13 protein-coding genes and 6 tRNA genes are annotated in these 15,609 nt (G+C 65.7%); 15 read left to right on the top strand and 4 right to left on the bottom strand.

The genetic code is table 11. From position 1 onward, the window contains the following. Nucleotides 1-89: 89 nt before the first annotated feature. Nucleotides 90-341, bottom strand: coding sequence for a DUF1488 family protein (locus AC07UK_RS03170; protein WP_013957263.1), 252 nt, complete (start codon nucleotides 339-341; stop codon nucleotides 90-92). Between the two features lie 227 nt (nucleotides 342-568). Here AC07UK_RS03170 and AC07UK_RS03165 point away from each other — a divergent pair, with 227 nt between their 5' ends. The 3 genes from AC07UK_RS03165 to AC07UK_RS03155 all read left to right on the top strand — a co-directional run bounded on the left by AC07UK_RS03165 (nucleotide 569) and on the right by AC07UK_RS03155 (nucleotide 2,287). Continuing rightward, complete coding sequence (locus AC07UK_RS03165) at nucleotides 569-703, top strand: hypothetical protein (RefSeq protein ID WP_013957262.1); 135 nt, start codon at nucleotides 569-571, stop codon at nucleotides 701-703. Next, nucleotides 700-870 carry a hypothetical protein gene (locus AC07UK_RS03160; RefSeq protein ID WP_436222130.1) on the top strand — a complete coding sequence of 57 codons (171 nt, stop codon included), beginning with the start codon at nucleotides 700-702 and terminating at the stop codon, nucleotides 868-870. The genes AC07UK_RS03165 and AC07UK_RS03160 overlap by 4 nt, the downstream gene beginning before the upstream one ends. 166 nt (nucleotides 871-1,036) lie before the next feature. Continuing rightward, on the top strand, nucleotides 1,037-2,287 hold the full coding sequence (locus AC07UK_RS03155; protein ID WP_494688307.1) for an MFS transporter: 1,251 nt from the start codon (nucleotides 1,037-1,039) through the stop codon (nucleotides 2,285-2,287). Between the two features lie 99 nt (nucleotides 2,288-2,386). Here the strand turns inward: AC07UK_RS03155 and fabI are convergent, their stop codons facing one another. Next, entirely contained in the window at nucleotides 2,387-3,175 is a 789-nt protein-coding gene (fabI, locus tag AC07UK_RS03150) for an enoyl-ACP reductase FabI (protein ID WP_436222128.1), read from the bottom strand. Nucleotides 3,176-3,387: 212 nt separating this feature from the next. On the opposite strand from fabI, the gene AC07UK_RS03145 reads away from it, so the two are divergent. The 5 genes from AC07UK_RS03145 to AC07UK_RS03125 all read left to right on the top strand — a co-directional run bounded on the left by AC07UK_RS03145 (nucleotide 3,388) and on the right by AC07UK_RS03125 (nucleotide 10,241). Beyond that, nucleotides 3,388-5,289 carry an extracellular solute-binding protein gene (locus tag AC07UK_RS03145; protein ID WP_436222127.1) on the top strand — a complete coding sequence of 634 codons (1,902 nt, stop codon included), beginning with the start codon at nucleotides 3,388-3,390 and terminating at the stop codon, nucleotides 5,287-5,289. A 40-nt stretch (nucleotides 5,290-5,329) separates the two neighbouring features. After that, nucleotides 5,330-6,379 (top strand): microcin C ABC transporter permease YejB, encoded by a 1,050-nt coding sequence (locus tag AC07UK_RS03140; RefSeq protein ID WP_010814276.1) that lies wholly within the window; start codon nucleotides 5,330-5,332, stop codon nucleotides 6,377-6,379. Continuing rightward, on the top strand, nucleotides 6,376-7,512 hold the full coding sequence (locus tag AC07UK_RS03135) for an ABC transporter permease (RefSeq protein ID WP_436222126.1): 1,137 nt from the start codon (nucleotides 6,376-6,378) through the stop codon (nucleotides 7,510-7,512). Before AC07UK_RS03140 ends, AC07UK_RS03135 begins: the two co-directional genes overlap by 4 nt. Beyond that, nucleotides 7,509-9,170, top strand: coding sequence for an ABC transporter ATP-binding protein (locus tag AC07UK_RS03130; protein WP_013957255.1), 1,662 nt, complete (start codon nucleotides 7,509-7,511; stop codon nucleotides 9,168-9,170). The genes AC07UK_RS03135 and AC07UK_RS03130 overlap by 4 nt, the downstream gene beginning before the upstream one ends. 390 nt (nucleotides 9,171-9,560) lie before the next feature. Next, nucleotides 9,561-10,241: a C40 family peptidase gene (locus AC07UK_RS03125; RefSeq protein ID WP_436222125.1), complete on the top strand. Its 681-nt coding sequence runs from the start codon at nucleotides 9,561-9,563 to the stop codon at nucleotides 10,239-10,241. Between the two features lie 74 nt (nucleotides 10,242-10,315). Here AC07UK_RS03125 and AC07UK_RS03120 read toward each other — a convergent pair whose 3' ends face one another. Continuing rightward, on the bottom strand, nucleotides 10,316-11,236 hold the full coding sequence (locus AC07UK_RS03120; RefSeq protein WP_494688306.1) for a patatin-like phospholipase family protein: 921 nt from the start codon (nucleotides 11,234-11,236) through the stop codon (nucleotides 10,316-10,318). Between the two features lie 247 nt (nucleotides 11,237-11,483). Between AC07UK_RS03120 and gltX the strand changes: the two genes are divergently transcribed. The 7 genes from gltX (at nucleotide 11,484) to AC07UK_RS03085 (ending at nucleotide 14,124) form a co-directional block, all read left to right on the top strand. Further along, complete coding sequence (gene gltX, locus AC07UK_RS03115; protein WP_436222123.1) at nucleotides 11,484-12,884, top strand: glutamate--tRNA ligase; 1,401 nt, start codon at nucleotides 11,484-11,486, stop codon at nucleotides 12,882-12,884. Between the two features lie 275 nt (nucleotides 12,885-13,159). Then, nucleotides 13,160-13,235 (top strand) — tRNA-Ala (locus AC07UK_RS03110). 67 nt (nucleotides 13,236-13,302) lie between these two features. Further along, nucleotides 13,303-13,378, top strand: a tRNA-Glu gene (locus AC07UK_RS03105). 69 nt (nucleotides 13,379-13,447) lie between these two features. Then, nucleotides 13,448-13,524, top strand: a tRNA-Asp gene (locus AC07UK_RS03100). 198 nt (nucleotides 13,525-13,722) lie between these two features. Then, a tRNA-Ala gene (locus AC07UK_RS03095) sits at nucleotides 13,723-13,798 on the top strand. A gap of 105 nt (nucleotides 13,799-13,903) precedes the next feature. Next, nucleotides 13,904-13,979: transfer RNA gene (locus AC07UK_RS03090), tRNA-Glu, on the top strand. A gap of 68 nt (nucleotides 13,980-14,047) precedes the next feature. Continuing rightward, nucleotides 14,048-14,124 (top strand) — tRNA-Asp (locus AC07UK_RS03085). A gap of 87 nt (nucleotides 14,125-14,211) precedes the next feature. Here the strand turns inward: AC07UK_RS03085 and AC07UK_RS03080 are convergent. Beyond that, entirely contained in the window at nucleotides 14,212-15,564 is a 1,353-nt protein-coding gene (locus tag AC07UK_RS03080; RefSeq protein ID WP_494685269.1) for an MATE family efflux transporter, read from the bottom strand. Nucleotides 15,565-15,609: the final 45 nt, after the last annotated feature.

Raw genomic sequence — 15,609 nt, 5'->3', positions numbered from 1 at the left:
CCCCCCCCCCCCCCCCCCCCCCCCCCCCCCCCCCCCCCCCCCCCCCCCCCCCCCCCCCCCCCCCCCCCCCCCCCCGCTGCGTTGTCCAGTCAGGAAATCGTGTAGGTGGTACGTTCCCCGGGGTTGTACAGGTCCCTGGCCAATTGCAGGATCTGGTCCCGATGATGGTCGAAGGTGGCGAGAAGGGCGGATTCTTCCGCGGTACCCTGGTGGCTCAGGCGCAGAAGAATGTCGTCAGTGACCTGAAATGCCACTTCGCGCGCGTTGTCATAGCCCCAGAAGCAAACGCAGTGCCGCGCCGCATCGTAGCTGCGGCTGGGATTGGGAAAGTTCAGTGCCATTGCAGACTCCTGTCCGGTCACGGTACGCCGTGCATGTTGGGCTTGCTGGCGCCAGCCGGTGCTGCCAGCCCCAGTATGCACCCGTTTCCCGCCAGCCGGGCATCTGTCTGCGCTGGCTGCTGCAGCGCATGACCCGCGTTCTTGGCGAAAGATATTTCTTTTGCCGGCGATTTAGCGCGTATGCTGGGGTTGCCATTATCTCCAGGCAAGCCATTCAGGAGCCCATCATGGCCAAGAGTCAACTACGCAGCAGCCGCGAAGCCAAGAAACCCAAGCAACCGAAGAAACCGTCGGTGCCGGCCTCACCCTTCAGCACGGTCCAGTTTCGCGGACACGATGAGGTCGCCAAGAAGAAGAAATGACTGAGACCGACAGCACAGGGATGATCTGGTCCCTTGTGTTCCTGGCCGTGTTGGTCGGGGTCTACGGCTACATCATCCGGGTGGGCATCCACCACAAGCCGGTGTTCGGCATAGCGAAGCGCTCGCTTCGATACTGGTGGCACCGGCTGGTCCACGTGACCAGGTAAGCCAACGCAACGCCGGCCAGTCAGGCCGGTGCGGGCAAGATTTGCGGTTTTGCCGCACAATACGGCCTGCGCGCCGCACAGGAGCACGCTGGATCGATCAGAGGCGAGGGCACTGACCTCGCCCGTCAGCGGGCGGCATTTTGTTGAACATCCTGCGATCCTGTACATGGCCGCCCCACATGCACATTCCGCCGCGGATCCCGTCCGCGGCGCTGATACTTCCCTTTCTTCCCGCGATAACCAACCATCCAGCCGCCTGCCGCTGCTGGCGCTTGGCGTAGGCAGCTTCGGCATCGGCACCGGCGAGTTCGTCATCATGGGTTTGCTGCCCGATGCCGCCAGCGACCTCGCCATCTCCATCCCGCAAGCCGGTCACCTGATCAGCGCCTATGCGCTGGGCGTGGTCATCGGCGCGCCGCTGCTGGCGGTGCTGGGCGCGCGCTGGCCGCGGCGCAACCTGCTGATCGCCCTGATGGCGGTGTTTGCCGCCGGCAATATCGCCAGCGCGCTGGCACCTTCGTATCTGTCGATGATGGTGGCGCGCCTGCTCACGGGCTTTCCGCATGGCACGTATTTCGGCGTGGCGGCGCTGGTGGCCGCCAGCCTGGTCCCGCGCGAGCGGCGTGCGCAGGCGGTGGGGCTGGTGATGCTGGGCCTGACCACCGCCACGCTGGTGGGCGTGCCGATCGCCGCCACTGTCGGCACCTGGCTGGGCTGGCGCTCGGCCTTCCTGATCGTCGGTGCCCTCGGCGCGCTGACGGCGCTGCTGGTATGGCGCTGGGTGCCGTTCGTGCCGGCCGACCGGCGTGCCAGCCCGCTGCGCGAACTGACGGCACTCAGGCACAAGCAGGTGTGGCTGACGCTGGGCATCGGCGCGATCGGCTTTGGCGGCATGTTCTCGGTGTTCAGCTATATCAAGCCGACCATGCTGGAGCTGGCGCATATGCCGGCGGCGGGCATCCCGGTGGTGCTGGCCCTGTTCGGCATCGGCACGGTGGCGGGCAACCTTGCCGGCGCGAAGCTGGCCGACAAGGCCTTGATGCCGACCATCGGCGGCGTGCTGGTGTGGGCGGCACTGGTGCTGGGCGCCTTCACCTTGACCGCGTCGCATCCCTGGCTGGGGGCCATCAATGTGCTGCTGGTGGGCACCACGGTGGCACTGGGCCCGGCCTTGCAGATCCGGCTGATGGATGTCGCCGGCGACGCACAGACGCTGGCCGCGGCCCTCAACCACTCGGCCTTCAACATGGCCAACGCGCTTGGTGCATGGCTGGGCGGGGTGACCATTGCCGCCGGCTACGGCTGGGAGTCCACCGGCTGGGTGGGCCTGCTGCTGGCGCTGGGCGGCCTGGTGGTCTATGCGTGGTCGATGCTGAGCATGGGCCGGCACGGCGCGCCCGCCGCGGCGCAGGCGTGATGCAGGCGGACCTGGTCCGCGCACAGGTCCGCAAGGAACAAAAAGGGGTGCCTCATCGGGCACCCCTTTTTCATCTGCGTCCCGCTGGCGGGGACGGGCTTACTCTGCGTCCGTGACGCTTGCGCCGACCACGTTGAAGCCGCCGTCGACATAGGTGATCTCACCGGTCACGCCGCTGGCCAGGTCGGACAGCAGGAAGGCGGCCACGTTGCCGACTTCTTCGATGGTGACGTTGCGGCGCAGCGGCGCGACGTCTTCGAAGTGGCCGAGCAGCTTGCCGAAGCCCTTGATGCCCGAGGCGGCCAGGGTCTTGATCGGGCCGGCGGAGATGCCGTTGGCGCGGATGCCGCGCGGGCCGACCGACGAGGCCAGGTAGCGCACGCTGGCTTCCAGCGAGGCCTTGGCCAGGCCCATGGTGTTGTAGTTGGGGACCACGCGCTCGGCACCCAGGTAGGTCAGCGTCAGCAGCGAGGCCTTGTCCGACAGCAACGGCAGCGCGGCCTTGGCCAGCGCCGGGAAGCTGTAGGCGGAAATGTCGTGGGCGATGCGGAAACCTTCGCGCGACAGGCCTTCCAGGAAATCACCGGCGATGGCGTCGCGCGGCGCGAAGCCGATCGAGTGCACCAGCCCGTCGAACTTCTCCCAGCGCTGGCCCAGCGCGGCGAAGGTCGCGGCGATCTGCTCGTCGCTGCCGACGTCGCACTCGAATACCAGGTCGGTGCCGAATTCCTTGGCAAAGTCGCTGATCCGGTCCTTGAACCGTTCGCCGACATAGGTGAAGGCCAGTTCGGCGCCTTCGCGTTTGCACGCCGATGCGATGCCATAGGCGATCGACCGGTTAGAGAGCAAGCCGGTGATCAGGATCCGCTTACCTGCCAGAAATCCCATAAATTCTCCAAGGTGGTGTATCAGGCACGCTTCGTGCGTCCGCCGTGCGGCCGTGCGCGTGCCTTTGCTGTCCTGCGGCCGTTTTTATTGCGCCGCGCAGAGGGAATGTCCGGATGGCTGGCGCCACCCCCGACGCATGTAAAATTGTCTCATACTTGGCCCGGCCGCAGAATGCCGGGCCCCCACAGGTCATAGTGGAGGAATCCAACGGGATGCCTATTCAAGCACGTTGGCCGCTTCAGGCGGCATGGCAGTGCTTCCGGCGGGATGCGGTACTGCGCGGTTGGGTCGCAAGCGGGCTGGCGATGGCGCTGGCGACGGGGGTCTCTCTCTTATCCAGTCCGGCGCTGGCGGCGCATGGCTTCGCGCTGCACGGGGACCTGAAGTACCAGGCGGATTTCCGGCAATTCGACTATGCCAATCCCGATGCACCCGCCGGCGGCACGCTGACACTCGCCAATCCGGACCGGCGCACCAGTTTCGACAAGTTCAATCCGTTCACGCTGAAGGGCACGTCAGCGCCCGGCCTGAACGCTCTGATGTTCGAGTCGCTGCTGATCAGCAGCGCCGACGAGAGCGCCAGCGCCTATGGCTTGCTCGCCGAGGACATCACGGTGGCGCCGGACGAATTGTCGGTCACGTTCACCATCCGGCCACAGGCGCGCTTCTCCAATGGCGACCCGGTGCTGGCGTCGGATGTCAAATATTCTTATGACATGCTGATGAGCAAGGCCTCGAGCCCGGGCTACCGCAGCATGTGTACCGATGTGAAGGCGGTGATCGTCGCCGGCGAGCGCACGGTGCGTTTCGAATTCAAGCAGCGCAACCGCGAGCTGCCGCTGATCGTCGGCTCGCTGCCGGTGTTCTCGAAGAAATGGACGGCCAAGGTCCCGTTCGAGAAGCTGACCTTCGAGCCGCCGGTCACCAGCGGCCCCTACCTGATCGAGCGCTATGACGCCGGCCGCGGCATCATCTTCCAGCGCGACCCGAAGTACTGGGGCAAGGATCTCGCGGTGCGCCGCGGCACCTTCAATTTCGCGCGCGTGGCCTACCGCCTGTACAAGGACGAGACCGCCAAGCTCGAGGCCTTCAAGGCAGGGGAGTTCGACGCCATCGTCGAATACAAGGCCAAGAACTGGGCCAAGAGCTACCAAGGCACCCGTTTTCGCAACGGCGAGCTGCTGAAGACCGAGTTCCCGCACCGCAACGGTGCCGGCATGCAGGGCTTCGTGATGAATATGCGCAAGCCGGTGTTCCAGGACGTGCGCGTGCGCCAGGCCCTGATCCTTGCGCTGGATTTCGAATGGCTGAACCGGCAGTTGTTCTACGGCGCCTACAAGCGGCTGGACAGCTGGTTTTCCAACAGCGAACTGGCCGCCAGCGCCACCTTCGACGGCCGCCCCGGCCCGGGCGAGCTGGCGCTGCTTGAGCCGCTGCGCGCGGAATTGCCGCCAGAGGTGTTCGGCCCGGACGTGGTCCAGCCCAGCACCGCGGCGCCGCGTTCGCTGCGCGACAACCTGCGCGAGGCACGGCGCCTGCTCGCCCAGGCCGGCTGGACCTATACGGATGGCGCGCTGCGCAACGCCAAGGGCGAGACGCTGGTGTTCGAGTTCCTCGACGATGGCGGCGCCATGAGCCGCGTCATCACCACCTATGTGCGCAACCTGGAGAAGCTCGGCATCCAGGTGAACCAGCGCACCACGGACTTTGCCTTGTACCAGAAGCGGCTGGAGGATTTCGACTTCGACATGGTGTCGATCCGCTTCCCGGACTCGCAAAGCCCCGGCAACGAACTGCGCGACCGCTTCTCCAGCGAGGCGGCCGGCACGCCGGGCTCGGACAACCTGTTCGGGCTGAAGTCGCCCGTGGTCGACAAGCTGGTGGATAACGTGTTGCACTCCCATACCCGGCAGGAGCTGGTCACCGCCGGGCGGGCGCTGGACCGGGTGCTGATGCATGGCTACTACATCGTGCCGAACTGGTACAGCGCATCGCACCGGGTGTCATACCGCAAGACGCTGGCCTACCCGGAGCGCCTTCCGTATTACTACACGGCCGAAGGCTGGATCCTGAGCCACTGGTGGCGCACGGACCTGCAGCCGCAGGCGCGCTGACGCGCCCCGCCGCGACCAAGACAAGGAAGAGGACCGGCCGATGCTTGCCTACCTGCTCAAGCGCATTCTGCTGATGATCCCGACGCTGATCGGGGTCATCACGCTGACCTTCGTGGTGATCCAGTTCGTGCCGGGCGGCCCGGTCGAGCAGATGATGATGGAACTGAAAGGGCGGGGCGGCGCCGGCGAAGCCAGCGGCGGCGGCGCCGAATACCGCGGGCGCCGCGGCGTCGACCCCGAGAAGATCAAGGAGATCCAGGCCCTGTATGGCTTTGACAAGCCGCCGCTGGAGCGCTACTTCCTGATGCTCAAGCGCTTTGCGCAGTTCGACCTGGGCCAGAGCTATTTCCAGCACCGCAGCGTGTGGGAGCTGGTCAAGTCCAAGCTGCCGGTGTCGGTCAGCCTGGGTTTGTGGACCTTCTTCCTGACCTACCTGATATCGGTGCCGCTGGGCATCTCCAAGGCGATCCGCGCGGGCAGCCGCTTTGACGTGGTGACCAGCATCATCGTGCTGGTGGGCTATGCCATCCCCGGCTTCGTGCTGGGCGTGCTGCTGCTGGTGCTGTTCGGCGGCGGCACCTTCGTGCAGTGGTTCCCGCTGCGCGGTCTGACCTCCGACAACTGGGAGCAGCTCTCGCTGATGGGCAAGGTGATGGACTACCTGTGGCACCTGGTGCTGCCGATCACGGCGTCGGTGGTGGGCAGCTTCGCGGTGGTCACCATGCTGACCAAGAATGCCTTCCTCGAGGAAATCCGCAAGCAATACGTGCTGACCGCGCGCGCCAAGGGCCTGGGCGAGCGCCGCGTGCTGTGGAAGCACGTGTTCCGCAATGCGCTGATCCCGCTGGTGACGGGTTTCCCGGCCGCGTTCATCGGTGCCTTCTTCACCGGCTCGCTGCTGATCGAAACGCTGTTCTCGCTGGACGGGTTGGGCTTGCTGTCCTATGAGGCGGTGCTGCGGCGCGACTATCCGGTGGTGCTGGGCACGCTCTACCTGTTCACGCTGATCGGGCTGGTCACGCGCCTGATCTCCGATGTCTGCTACGTGCTGGTGGACCCGCGCATCCATTTCGAGGGCTTGCACCGATGAAACTGTTCACGCACGCGGCCCCCAACGGGCTGCCGCATTCGCCCTCGCCGCGCCAGCGCGCCTGGCAGCGCTTTCGCCGCAACCGGCGCGGCTACTGGAGCCTGGTGATCTTCGTGGTCATCTTCGTGCTGAGCCTGGGCGCCGAGCTGCTGTCCAGCAACCGGCCGCTGGTGGTGCACTACAAGGGCGAATGGTATTTCCCCATCGTCAAGGTCTACCCGGAAACCGCCTTCGACGGCGATTTCGCCACGCCCGCGGACTACCTCGATCCGTATATCCGCGACCGCATCACCACCAACGGCAACTTCGCGGTGTTCCCGCTGAACCATTATTCGTACGACTCGCTCAACTACTTTGCCAAGGAGCCCAACCCGGCGCCGCCGTCGGCGGAGAACTGGCTGGGCACCGACGACCGCGGCCGCGACATCCTGGCCCGGCTGCTGTACGGCTTCCGCGTGTCGGTGCTGTTCGGCATGGCGCTGACCGTGATCGGGGTGCTGGTGGGCACGCTGACCGGGGCGCTGATGGGCTTTTTCGGCGGGCGCTTCGACCTGTTCTCGCAGCGTGCCATCGAGATCTGGAGCTCGATGCCGGAGCTGTATCTGCTGATCATCTTTGCCTCGATCTTCGAGCCCAGCCTGGCGCTGCTGATCATCCTGCTGTCGCTGTTCGGCTGGATGGGCCTGTCCGACTACGTGCGCGCCGAGTTCTATCGCAACCGCTCGCTCGACTACGTCAAGGCGGCGCGCGCGCTGGGCCTGTCCAATGTGCAGATCATGTGGCGCCATATCCTGCCCAACAGCCTGACCCCGGTGATCACCTTCCTGCCGTTCCGCATGAGCGCCGCCATCCTGGCGCTGACCAGTCTGGATTTCCTCGGCATGGGCGTGCCGCCCACCACGCCCAGCCTGGGCGAACTGCTGGCGCAGGGCAAGGCCAATCTGGATGCGTGGTGGATTTCGCTGTCGACCTTCGCGGTGCTGGTGGTCACGCTGCTGCTGCTGACCTTCATGGGCGACGCGCTGCGCGATGCCTTCGATACCCGCCTGGGCCTGGCGGCGCTGCGCGGCCGGGTCGAACCCAAGATCCCGGCCGGCGCGCCGACCGGGGCAGCACCGGAGGCCACGCCATGACCGCGGTGTCTCCCGTGATCCAGCCGGCTGTGGCGCCGGCCGCGGCGCCGGCGCCCGGTTCCACGCTGATGTGCGTCGACAAGCTTTCCGTCACCTTCGGCCACGGCGAGCATGCCACCCGTGCCGTGCGCGAAGTCAGCTTCGACCTGCGCGCTGGCGAGCGCTACGCGCTGGTGGGCGAGTCGGGCTCGGGCAAGACCGTGACCGCGCTGGCGATGCTGCGGCTGGTGGAAGACGCCTACTACGACGGCGCGATCCGCTTCGAGGGCAAGGACCTGCTGGCGGTGTCGGACCGCGAGATGCGCGGCATCCGCGGCGCCGAGATCGCAATGATCTTCCAGGAGCCGATGACGGCGCTCAACCCGCTGTACACCATCGGCAACCAGATCGTCGAGACTCTGGCGCTGCACGAGGGCCTGGACCGCCGCGCCGCGCGCGAGCGCGCCATCGCGCTGCTGGAGCGTACCGGCATCAGCGACGCCGCGCACCGTTTCGACAGCTTTCCGCACCAGCTCTCGGGCGGCCAGCGCCAGCGCGCCATGATCGCCATGGCGCTGGCCTGCCGCCCCAAGCTGCTGCTGGCCGACGAGCCGACCACGGCGCTGGACGTGACCATCCGCGCCCAGATCATGGACCTGCTGCGCGACCTGCAGGCCGAGTTCGGCATGGCGGTGATGCTGATCACCCATGACCTCAACCTGGTGCGTTCCTTTGCCCAGCGCGTGGGCGTGATGGAGAAGGGCGTGCTGGTCGAGACCGGCGAGACCGCGCAGGTGTTTGCCGCCCCCCAGCACCCCTACACCCGCAAGCTGATCGACAGCCGCCCCAGGCGCGAGGTGCTGCCGCTGGTGCCGCTGGCGCCGGTGCTGCTGGAAGCGCGCAAGCTGAGCGTCAACTACGCGCGCAAGCGCCGCGGGCTGGCCGGCTGGTTCGGCAAGGACCAGTTCGCGGCGGTCAAGGACGTGGACTTCCAGCTGCGCGAGGGCGAGACCGTCGGCATCGTCGGCGAGTCCGGTTCGGGCAAGACCACGCTGGCGCATACCGTGCTTGCGCTGCAGCGCAAGAGCGGCGGCACCATCCATTTCCTGGGCCGCAGCTTCGACACCGCCACGCGCGACGATCGTCGCCAGTTGCGCGCGCGCATGCAGGTGGTGTTCCAGGACCCGTTCGGCTCGCTGGCGCCGCGCATGACCATCGAGCAGATCGTCGGCGAAGGCCTGGCGCTGCACCAGCCCGGGCTGTCGCGCGAGGGCACGCGCCAGCGCGTGATCGAAGCCCTGCGCGAGGTCGGCCTGGACCGTACCGCGCTGGGCCGCTATCCACATGAATTCTCGGGCGGGCAGCGGCAGCGCATCGCCATTGCCCGGGTGCTGATCCTCAAGCCGCAGATCCTGGTGCTGGACGAGCCCACCTCGGCCCTGGACGTGTCGATCCAGCAGCAGGTGCTGGCGCTGCTGTCCCAGCTGCAGCACAAGTACAACCTCACCTACCTGTTCATCAGCCATGACCTGGCGGTGATCCGTGCCATGGCGCATCGGGTTTTCGTGATGAAGGCGGGGGAGGTGGTCGAGGCCGGCGACACCGAAGCGGTGCTGGGCGCACCCCAGCACCCCTATACGCGCAAGCTGATGGCGGCGGCGCAGGTCGGCGCGGCCTGACCCGAAAGTGTGCGGCGCATCAACGCCGCGGCCCCGCCTGACTAGCATCCGGTTGCTCGGACTAATCCGACAAACAAGATGCGAAATCCCGCCTATATCGTTGATTCGCCAGTCAAATCCGGCGAATTTGTAACGAACTTTGACATGTGAATGACAACCCTTTACCATCCCGCGAGAACTAGTTTTGGGGGTGGTCCGTCCGACGCATTGAATCGTGCCCGGCACGTTTGCGGTGCAAGACAGGCCCGGTAAGCCTGGTGCGGATGTTGCATAGGGTTCTCCCCGCAGGTTCACAAGAATTCCTCGCGAAGTTCACGCGAATTTCACAGATACCCAGCCCGCCCCGGACTTGTGCCGGGGCTTGCTTTGGAACGATCAACGGGAGAACCAATGCAGCGATCGGTACTTCATTCCCTGGCGCATGCCGCCGTCGGAATTGCCATTGCCTGCGGTGCGACTGTGTCGAATGGAGTGCTGGCGGATACGGTATTCAAGGATGCCGACGCCCGTATCGATGCCACGGCCCAGGCCGCGGACTCGCATGCGGAAGGCAAGCGCGGCTTGCTGTCGTCGGTGGTGAATTCCACCAGCAATGTTGCCAGCAAGGCTGGCGACCTGGTCATGAATGCGCTGGGCCTGATTGGCGTGCGTTACCGCTTCGGCGGCAACAGCCCCGAATCCGGCCTGGACTGCAGCGGCTTTGTCCGCTACGTATTCCAGGACACCTTCGGCTTCATGCTGCCGCGCCGCTCTGTCGAAATCAGCCGTGTCGGCACCACCGTGGCAGCCACCGACCTGCGTCCGGGCGACCTAGTGTTCTTCAACACCATGCGCCAGACCTTCTCGCACGTCGGCATCTATATCGGCGACAACAAGTTCGTGCATGCCCCGTCCACGGGCAGCAAGATCCGTGTCGACGACATGCGTGCGGCTTACTGGGTGACCCGCTATAACGGCGCCCGCCGCATCGAGGACGGCAAGGAGAGCGGTGCCAATGGCCTCGGCGACATGGTCGAGACGCTCAAGCGCTACGACCCCAAGGTCGCCCGCGCATCGCTGTACGGCGGCTGAGGTTTCGGCACGCTTCAAGCAAAAAGGACTGCTGCGGCAGTCCTTTTTGCGTTGGCGAGGCGTGGCCTCCCCGGTTATTGCGCTGCGACCGTTCCGGCCGGCGTCAGGCGGGCCTGTTCCAGCTGCTGCCGCAGCGTTGCCATCACCGCCGTGGCGGCCTGTTCGCCGGCCAGTATGGCCCGGTTGCGGGCGTTGAAGTCGCTGCCGCCCATATCGGGCAGCTCGGGGCGGATCACCACGTCGGCGCGCGTCAGCGCCATCTTGTTGATCGACTGGCCCATGATCGCGGTGGTCTGCAGCAGCACGCCGCTCTGGCCGGCGTTCTTCTGCGCCGACGGGTCGGCCGAGATATTGACCGCGATGACAAAGTCCGCGCCCATGCTGCGCGCGGAATCCACCGGCACCGGCTCGACCAGGCCGCCATCGACATAGTCGTGCCCCTGGATCGACACCGGCTGGAACACGCCGGGCACGCTGCTCGACGCGCGCACGGCCTGGCCCGTGTTGCCGCGGCGGAACAGGATTTTCTCGCCGCTCTTGAGGTCGGTGGCGACGATGCCCAGCGGCAGCTTCATGGCCTCGATGGCCCGGTTCTGCACCAGCCGGTTGATGTAGTTCTGCAGCGCCTCGCCCTTGAGCCAGCCGCCGAAGCGGGTGCCGAAGGGCAGGGCCCAGTCGGCGATGGCGGCCTCGTCCATGGTCAGCGCCAGCTTGTTCAGCTGGAAGCCATTCAGTCCGCTGGCGTAAAGCGCCGCCACGACCGCGCCGGCACTGGTGCCAGTGACCAGGTCGGCATGGATGCCTTGCGCTTCGAGCGCCTTGATCACGCCGATATGGGCAAAGCCGCGTGCCGCGCCGCCGCCCAGCGCCAGGCCGATCTTGACGGGCCGTGGCGCGGGCGGGGTGGTGGCGAGCGGCGGCGCGGGACGCGGGCCGAACGAGCAGCCCGCCAGCAGGGCGGCCGCGGAGATGCCGAGGAAATGACGTCGTTGCATGAAGCGGGATCAGTAACCAGGTAGGACCGGCGGATACAGGGATGTGATGCGGGCGCTCCTCCATGGGGGCTGGCATCGCCTTGCCTGAATCACCGGCATCACCTCAGACCGGCGCAAGCATAAATGATTCCGCGCGGCGCCGGCACGCCGGGCGAGGCGAGGGATGCGCGTTGGTATAATGCAAGGCCTGCACATACACCAGCCTGCGCGCCGCTGCGCGCGGGCTTTCTTGTTTCTGCCCCTGACCATGACCCAACGCGTCCGCACCCGCTTTGCGCCGAGCCCGACCGGTTTTATCCACCTCGGCAATATCCGCTCAGCGCTCTATCCCTGGGCCTTCGCCCGCCGCATGCAGGGCGACTTCATCCTGCGCATCGAAGACACCGACGTTGAGCGTTCGTCGCAGGAAGCGGTTGACGTGATCCTGGAAAGCATGGCCTGGCTGGAGATGGATATCGACGAAGGCCCGTTCTACCAGATGCAGCGCATGGACCGCTATCGCGAGGTGGTGGCGCAGATGGTTGAGTCCGACCTGGCCTACCGCTGCTACATGAGCACCGAAGAACTGGACGCGCTGCGCGAAGCCCAGCGCGAGCGCGGCGAGAAGCCGCGCTACAACGGCTTCTGGCGTCCCGAGCCGGGCAAGGTCCTGCCCGAGCCGCCGGCGGGCGTCGATCCGGTGATCCGCTTCAAGAACCCGATCGGCGGCAGCGTAGTGTGGGACGACGCGGTCAAGGGCCGCATCGAGATCTCCAACGACGAGCTCGACGACCTGGTGATCGCGCGCCCGGACGGCACCCCTACCTATAACTTCTGCGTGGTGGTGGACGACCTCGACATGAAGATCACGCACGTGATCCGCGGCGACGACCACGTCAACAACACCCCGCGCCAGATCAACATCATCCGCGCGCTGGGCGGCACGCCGCCGGTCTACGCCCACCTGCCGACCGTGCTCAACGAGCAGGGCGAGAAGATGAGCAAGCGCCATGGCGCCATGGCCGTGACCGGCTACCGCGACGAGGGCTACCTGCCCGAAGCCGTGCTGAACTACCTGGCGCGCCTGGGCTGGGCCCACGGCGACGCCGAGATCTTCTCGCGCGAGCAGTTCGTTGAATGGTTCGACCTGGAGCACCTGGGCAAGTCGCCCGCCCAGTACAACCCCGAGAAGCTGGCCTGGCTGAACAACCACTACATCAAGGTCGGCGACAACCAGCGCCTGGCCACGCTGACGCAGCCGTTCATCGAGGCGCTCGGCGGCAAGGTGGAAGGGGCGGACCTGGCCGGCGTGGTGGCGCTGGTGAAGGACCGCGCCAATACGCTGAAGGAAGTCGCGCAGGCGGCGCTGCTGTTCTATCGCGGCGAGCCGCAGGCGGATGCCGCGCTCAAGGCCGAGCACCTGACCCCGGAGATCCAGCCCGCGCTGGCAGCGCTGGCCACCCAGCTGGCCGCGCTGCCGGAATGGAAGCGCGAAGCCATCAGCGCCACCTTCAAGGCGGTGCTGGCCGAGTTCGGCCTGAAGATGCCCAAGCTGGCCATGCCGGTGCGCCTGCTGGTGGCCGGCCAGCTGCAGACGCCGGGCATCGACGCGGTGCTGGAACTGTTCGGCCGTGACACGGTGCTGCGCCGCCTGGCGGCAGCTGCATAAAAAGTCGTGAAAAAGTCCGCGCCGGGGGCTTGCGCTCCGGGCCGGACTTGCGCATAATCTCTTTCTCCCTGCAGCGCGGTTCCTGACCAAGCGGGCTGGCTGATCCGCAAGGATCTTCGCAATCTCCGAGCTGATTTTTGAAGTGACGGGAAAGCGAAAAAAAGCTGATACGGGAGCTTGCAAAGATTAGTGGTTGATATATAATCTTGGCTTCGCTTGAAACGGTAGTTAAATCAGGCGAAAACGCAGCAAGTTGCAGTAAATGGCAGTACCATGGGGCTATAGCTCAGCTGGGAGAGCGCTTGCATGGCATGCAAGAGGTCAGCGGTTCGATCCCGCTTAGCTCCACCAAGATTTAGGTGTCATCCAGGTTGTTTTTGGGTGGCGCCAGACGGAACGTGTTGAAAGACAAGTTTCTGTCCCCTTCGTCTAGAGGCCTAGGACATCACCCTTTCACGGTGAGTACAGGGGTTCGAATCCCCTAGGGGACGCCATAACAGCAGGGCGTAATCAGACGTCCAGCATGTCGTCTCAAGCATTAGCTTGAAGCGGCAGCCGACTAAGGAGTGGTAGTTCAGTCGGTTAGAATACCGGCCTGTCACGCCGGGGGTCGCGGGTTCGAGTCCCGTCCACTCCGCCAAAACTAGACCCGCATGGTTTGCGCCATGCGGGTTTTTCTTTGGGTGAGGGATTATGTCGTTAATCGCTGCAAACGCAATAAAAAATGTTGCATTCGTTGCGAAATTCGCTATATAATCCTGCCTTCGCTGCAAATGCTGCGGTAAGCGGCAGACAGCGAAGGTGGTTCCAGCAGTAACCGTCCAGCAGTACCGGATACGGGGCTATAGCTCAGCTGGGAGAGCGCTTGCATGGCATGCAAGAGGTCAGCGGTTCGATCCCGCTTAGCTCCACCAGAATTTGGGAAGCGTCTGAAAAGAAGCTTCCCAGGCGCGAAAAAGCCTGCTATGATGGCGGACTTTCCAGCGCAAGACAGAAAACGCGTTGTAAAACAAGTTTCTGTCCCCTTCGTCTAGAGGCCTAGGACATCACCCTTTCACGGTGAGTACAGGGGTTCGAATCCCCTAGGGGACGCCAAAACAGCAGGGCGTAATCAAACGCCCAGCCAGTCGTCCGGAGCCAAGGCTCCAGTCGGCGCCGACTATGGAGTGGTAGTTCAGTCGGTTAGAATACCGGCCTGTCACGCCGGGGGTCGCGGGTTCGAGTCCCGTCCACTCCGCCAAATTAAAACGCCCGCGCAAGCGGGCGTTTTTCTTTTCCGGCTACTGAAATTGCGGGCCACCGCCCTTGCGAGCGGCCAGTGCCAGAGTCAGTTTTCCGGATCCTTGCTGACCCGGCTGAAATACCGCACCAGCAGCACGCCTGCAATCGCCAGGCTGATGCTGTTGGCCAGCCAGAAGCCGCTGGCGCCGCGCGTGAAGGCGGGCATGCCCTCGATCAGCCCGAAGCCCAGCACATAACCCCCGCCCAGTCCGATGCCCCACAGCGAGCCGGCGTAGATCAGCGTCGGAATCAGCGCGATCTTGTACGCGCGCAGGATGAACGCCGTCATCACCTGCACGGCGTCGAAGGCCTGGTAGAACGCCACGAACAGCACCAGCGGCAGCGCTGCCGCGACCACCGCGGGATCGCTCGCGTAGGCATGCAGCACCGGCTTGCGCAGCAGCCACAGCAGGGCACCGGTCAGCACCGCCAGCGTCACCGCCATGCGGATACCGCGCCAGGCAAGGCGGCTGGCGCCGGCCAGGTCGCGCGCGCCGAGATGCTGTGCCACCAGCGTTGAAGTGGCAATCCCCAGCGACAGCGGCAGCATGTAGGCCACCGCGCCCAGGTTGGCGATGATCTGGTGCCCGGCCAGCGTCACCGTGCCCAGGCGCGTGATGAAGATCGACATCAGCGTGAACGAGGTGATCTCGATCAGGTAGGTCAGGCCCATCGGCAGGCCCAGCCGCAGCAGCGCGCGCAGCGGGCCAGCAGCCGGCCAGCTCCAGGTACTGAAGATCCGCAGCGGGTGATAGGCGCTGCCGTAGCGCAGGATCAGCAGCCCGGCGATGCACCAGGCCCAGCTGATCAGCGTCGAGACCAGGCCGCAGCCGGGGCCGCCCAAGGCCGGCACGCCCAGGCCGCCGTGGATGAACCATGCATTGAGCGGCACCTTCAGCGCCAGCCCGCCGATCTGCAGCACCGTCACCATGACCGGGCGCGACAGCGCATTGTTCAGCGCCGAGTAGATGCGGAATGCCAGCGCCGCCGGCAGCCCGAAGGCACCGAAATGCAGGTAGGCGGTGGCTTTCTCGACCAGTTCGGGCGGCGCCTTGGCGAAAGCGAGCAGCGGGGCCGGGAAGGCCAGCAGCAGCACGCCCGGAATCGCCAGTGCGGCGCCCAGCCATGCGGCCTGCCGGACCTCGGCGCCGATCGCCTCGATGCGGCCGGCGCCATAGAGCTGCCCGGCGATGGGTGATAGCGCCTGCAATACGCCCATCAGGCTGATATAGATGGTGACGTAGATCGAGCCGCCCAGGCCCACGGCGGCCAGGTCGGTCGCCGAGGCGCGCCCGGCCATCACGGTATCGATGACGCCAAAGGCGATAACGGCAAGCTGGCCGGCCAGCACTGGGCCGGCCAGGCTGGCGATACGGCGAAGGTCTTGGAACAGGGTCATTCAGGGCTCGGCAGGCTTGGTCAGGGCTGGATGGTCAGCCCCGCA

It is taken from the genome of Cupriavidus sp. GW821-FHT07C08 (genome assembly GCF_059419025.1).
Note: the sequence above shows the minus strand (reverse complement) of the source record. Positions and strands in the feature narration are given on the sequence as shown.

Coding starts and splice junctions, on each gene's coding strand:
- AC07UK_RS03145 (WP_436222127.1), top strand. CDS start 3,388: ATGCCTATTCAAGCACGTTGGCCGCTTCAGGCGGCATGGCAGTGCTTC.
- AC07UK_RS03130 (WP_013957255.1), top strand. CDS start 7,509: ATGACCGCGGTGTCTCCCGTGATCCAGCCGGCTGTGGCGCCGGCCGCG.
- AC07UK_RS03120 (WP_494688306.1), bottom strand. CDS start 11,236: ATGCAACGACGTCATTTCCTCGGCATCTCCGCGGCCGCCCTGCTGGCG.
- AC07UK_RS03125 (WP_436222125.1), top strand. CDS start 9,561: ATGCAGCGATCGGTACTTCATTCCCTGGCGCATGCCGCCGTCGGAATT.
- fabI (WP_436222128.1), bottom strand. CDS start 3,175: ATGGGATTTCTGGCAGGTAAGCGGATCCTGATCACCGGCTTGCTCTCT.
- AC07UK_RS03080 (WP_494685269.1), bottom strand. CDS start 15,564: ATGACCCTGTTCCAAGACCTTCGCCGTATCGCCAGCCTGGCCGGCCCA.
- AC07UK_RS03160 (WP_436222130.1), top strand. CDS start 700: ATGACTGAGACCGACAGCACAGGGATGATCTGGTCCCTTGTGTTCCTG.
- AC07UK_RS03155 (WP_494688307.1), top strand. CDS start 1,037: ATGGCCGCCCCACATGCACATTCCGCCGCGGATCCCGTCCGCGGCGCT.
- AC07UK_RS03170 (WP_013957263.1), bottom strand. CDS start 341: ATGGCACTGAACTTTCCCAATCCCAGCCGCAGCTACGATGCGGCGCGG.
- gltX (WP_436222123.1), top strand. CDS start 11,484: ATGACCCAACGCGTCCGCACCCGCTTTGCGCCGAGCCCGACCGGTTTT.
- AC07UK_RS03140 (WP_010814276.1), top strand. CDS start 5,330: ATGCTTGCCTACCTGCTCAAGCGCATTCTGCTGATGATCCCGACGCTG.
- AC07UK_RS03135 (WP_436222126.1), top strand. CDS start 6,376: ATGAAACTGTTCACGCACGCGGCCCCCAACGGGCTGCCGCATTCGCCC.
- AC07UK_RS03165 (WP_013957262.1), top strand. CDS start 569: ATGGCCAAGAGTCAACTACGCAGCAGCCGCGAAGCCAAGAAACCCAAG.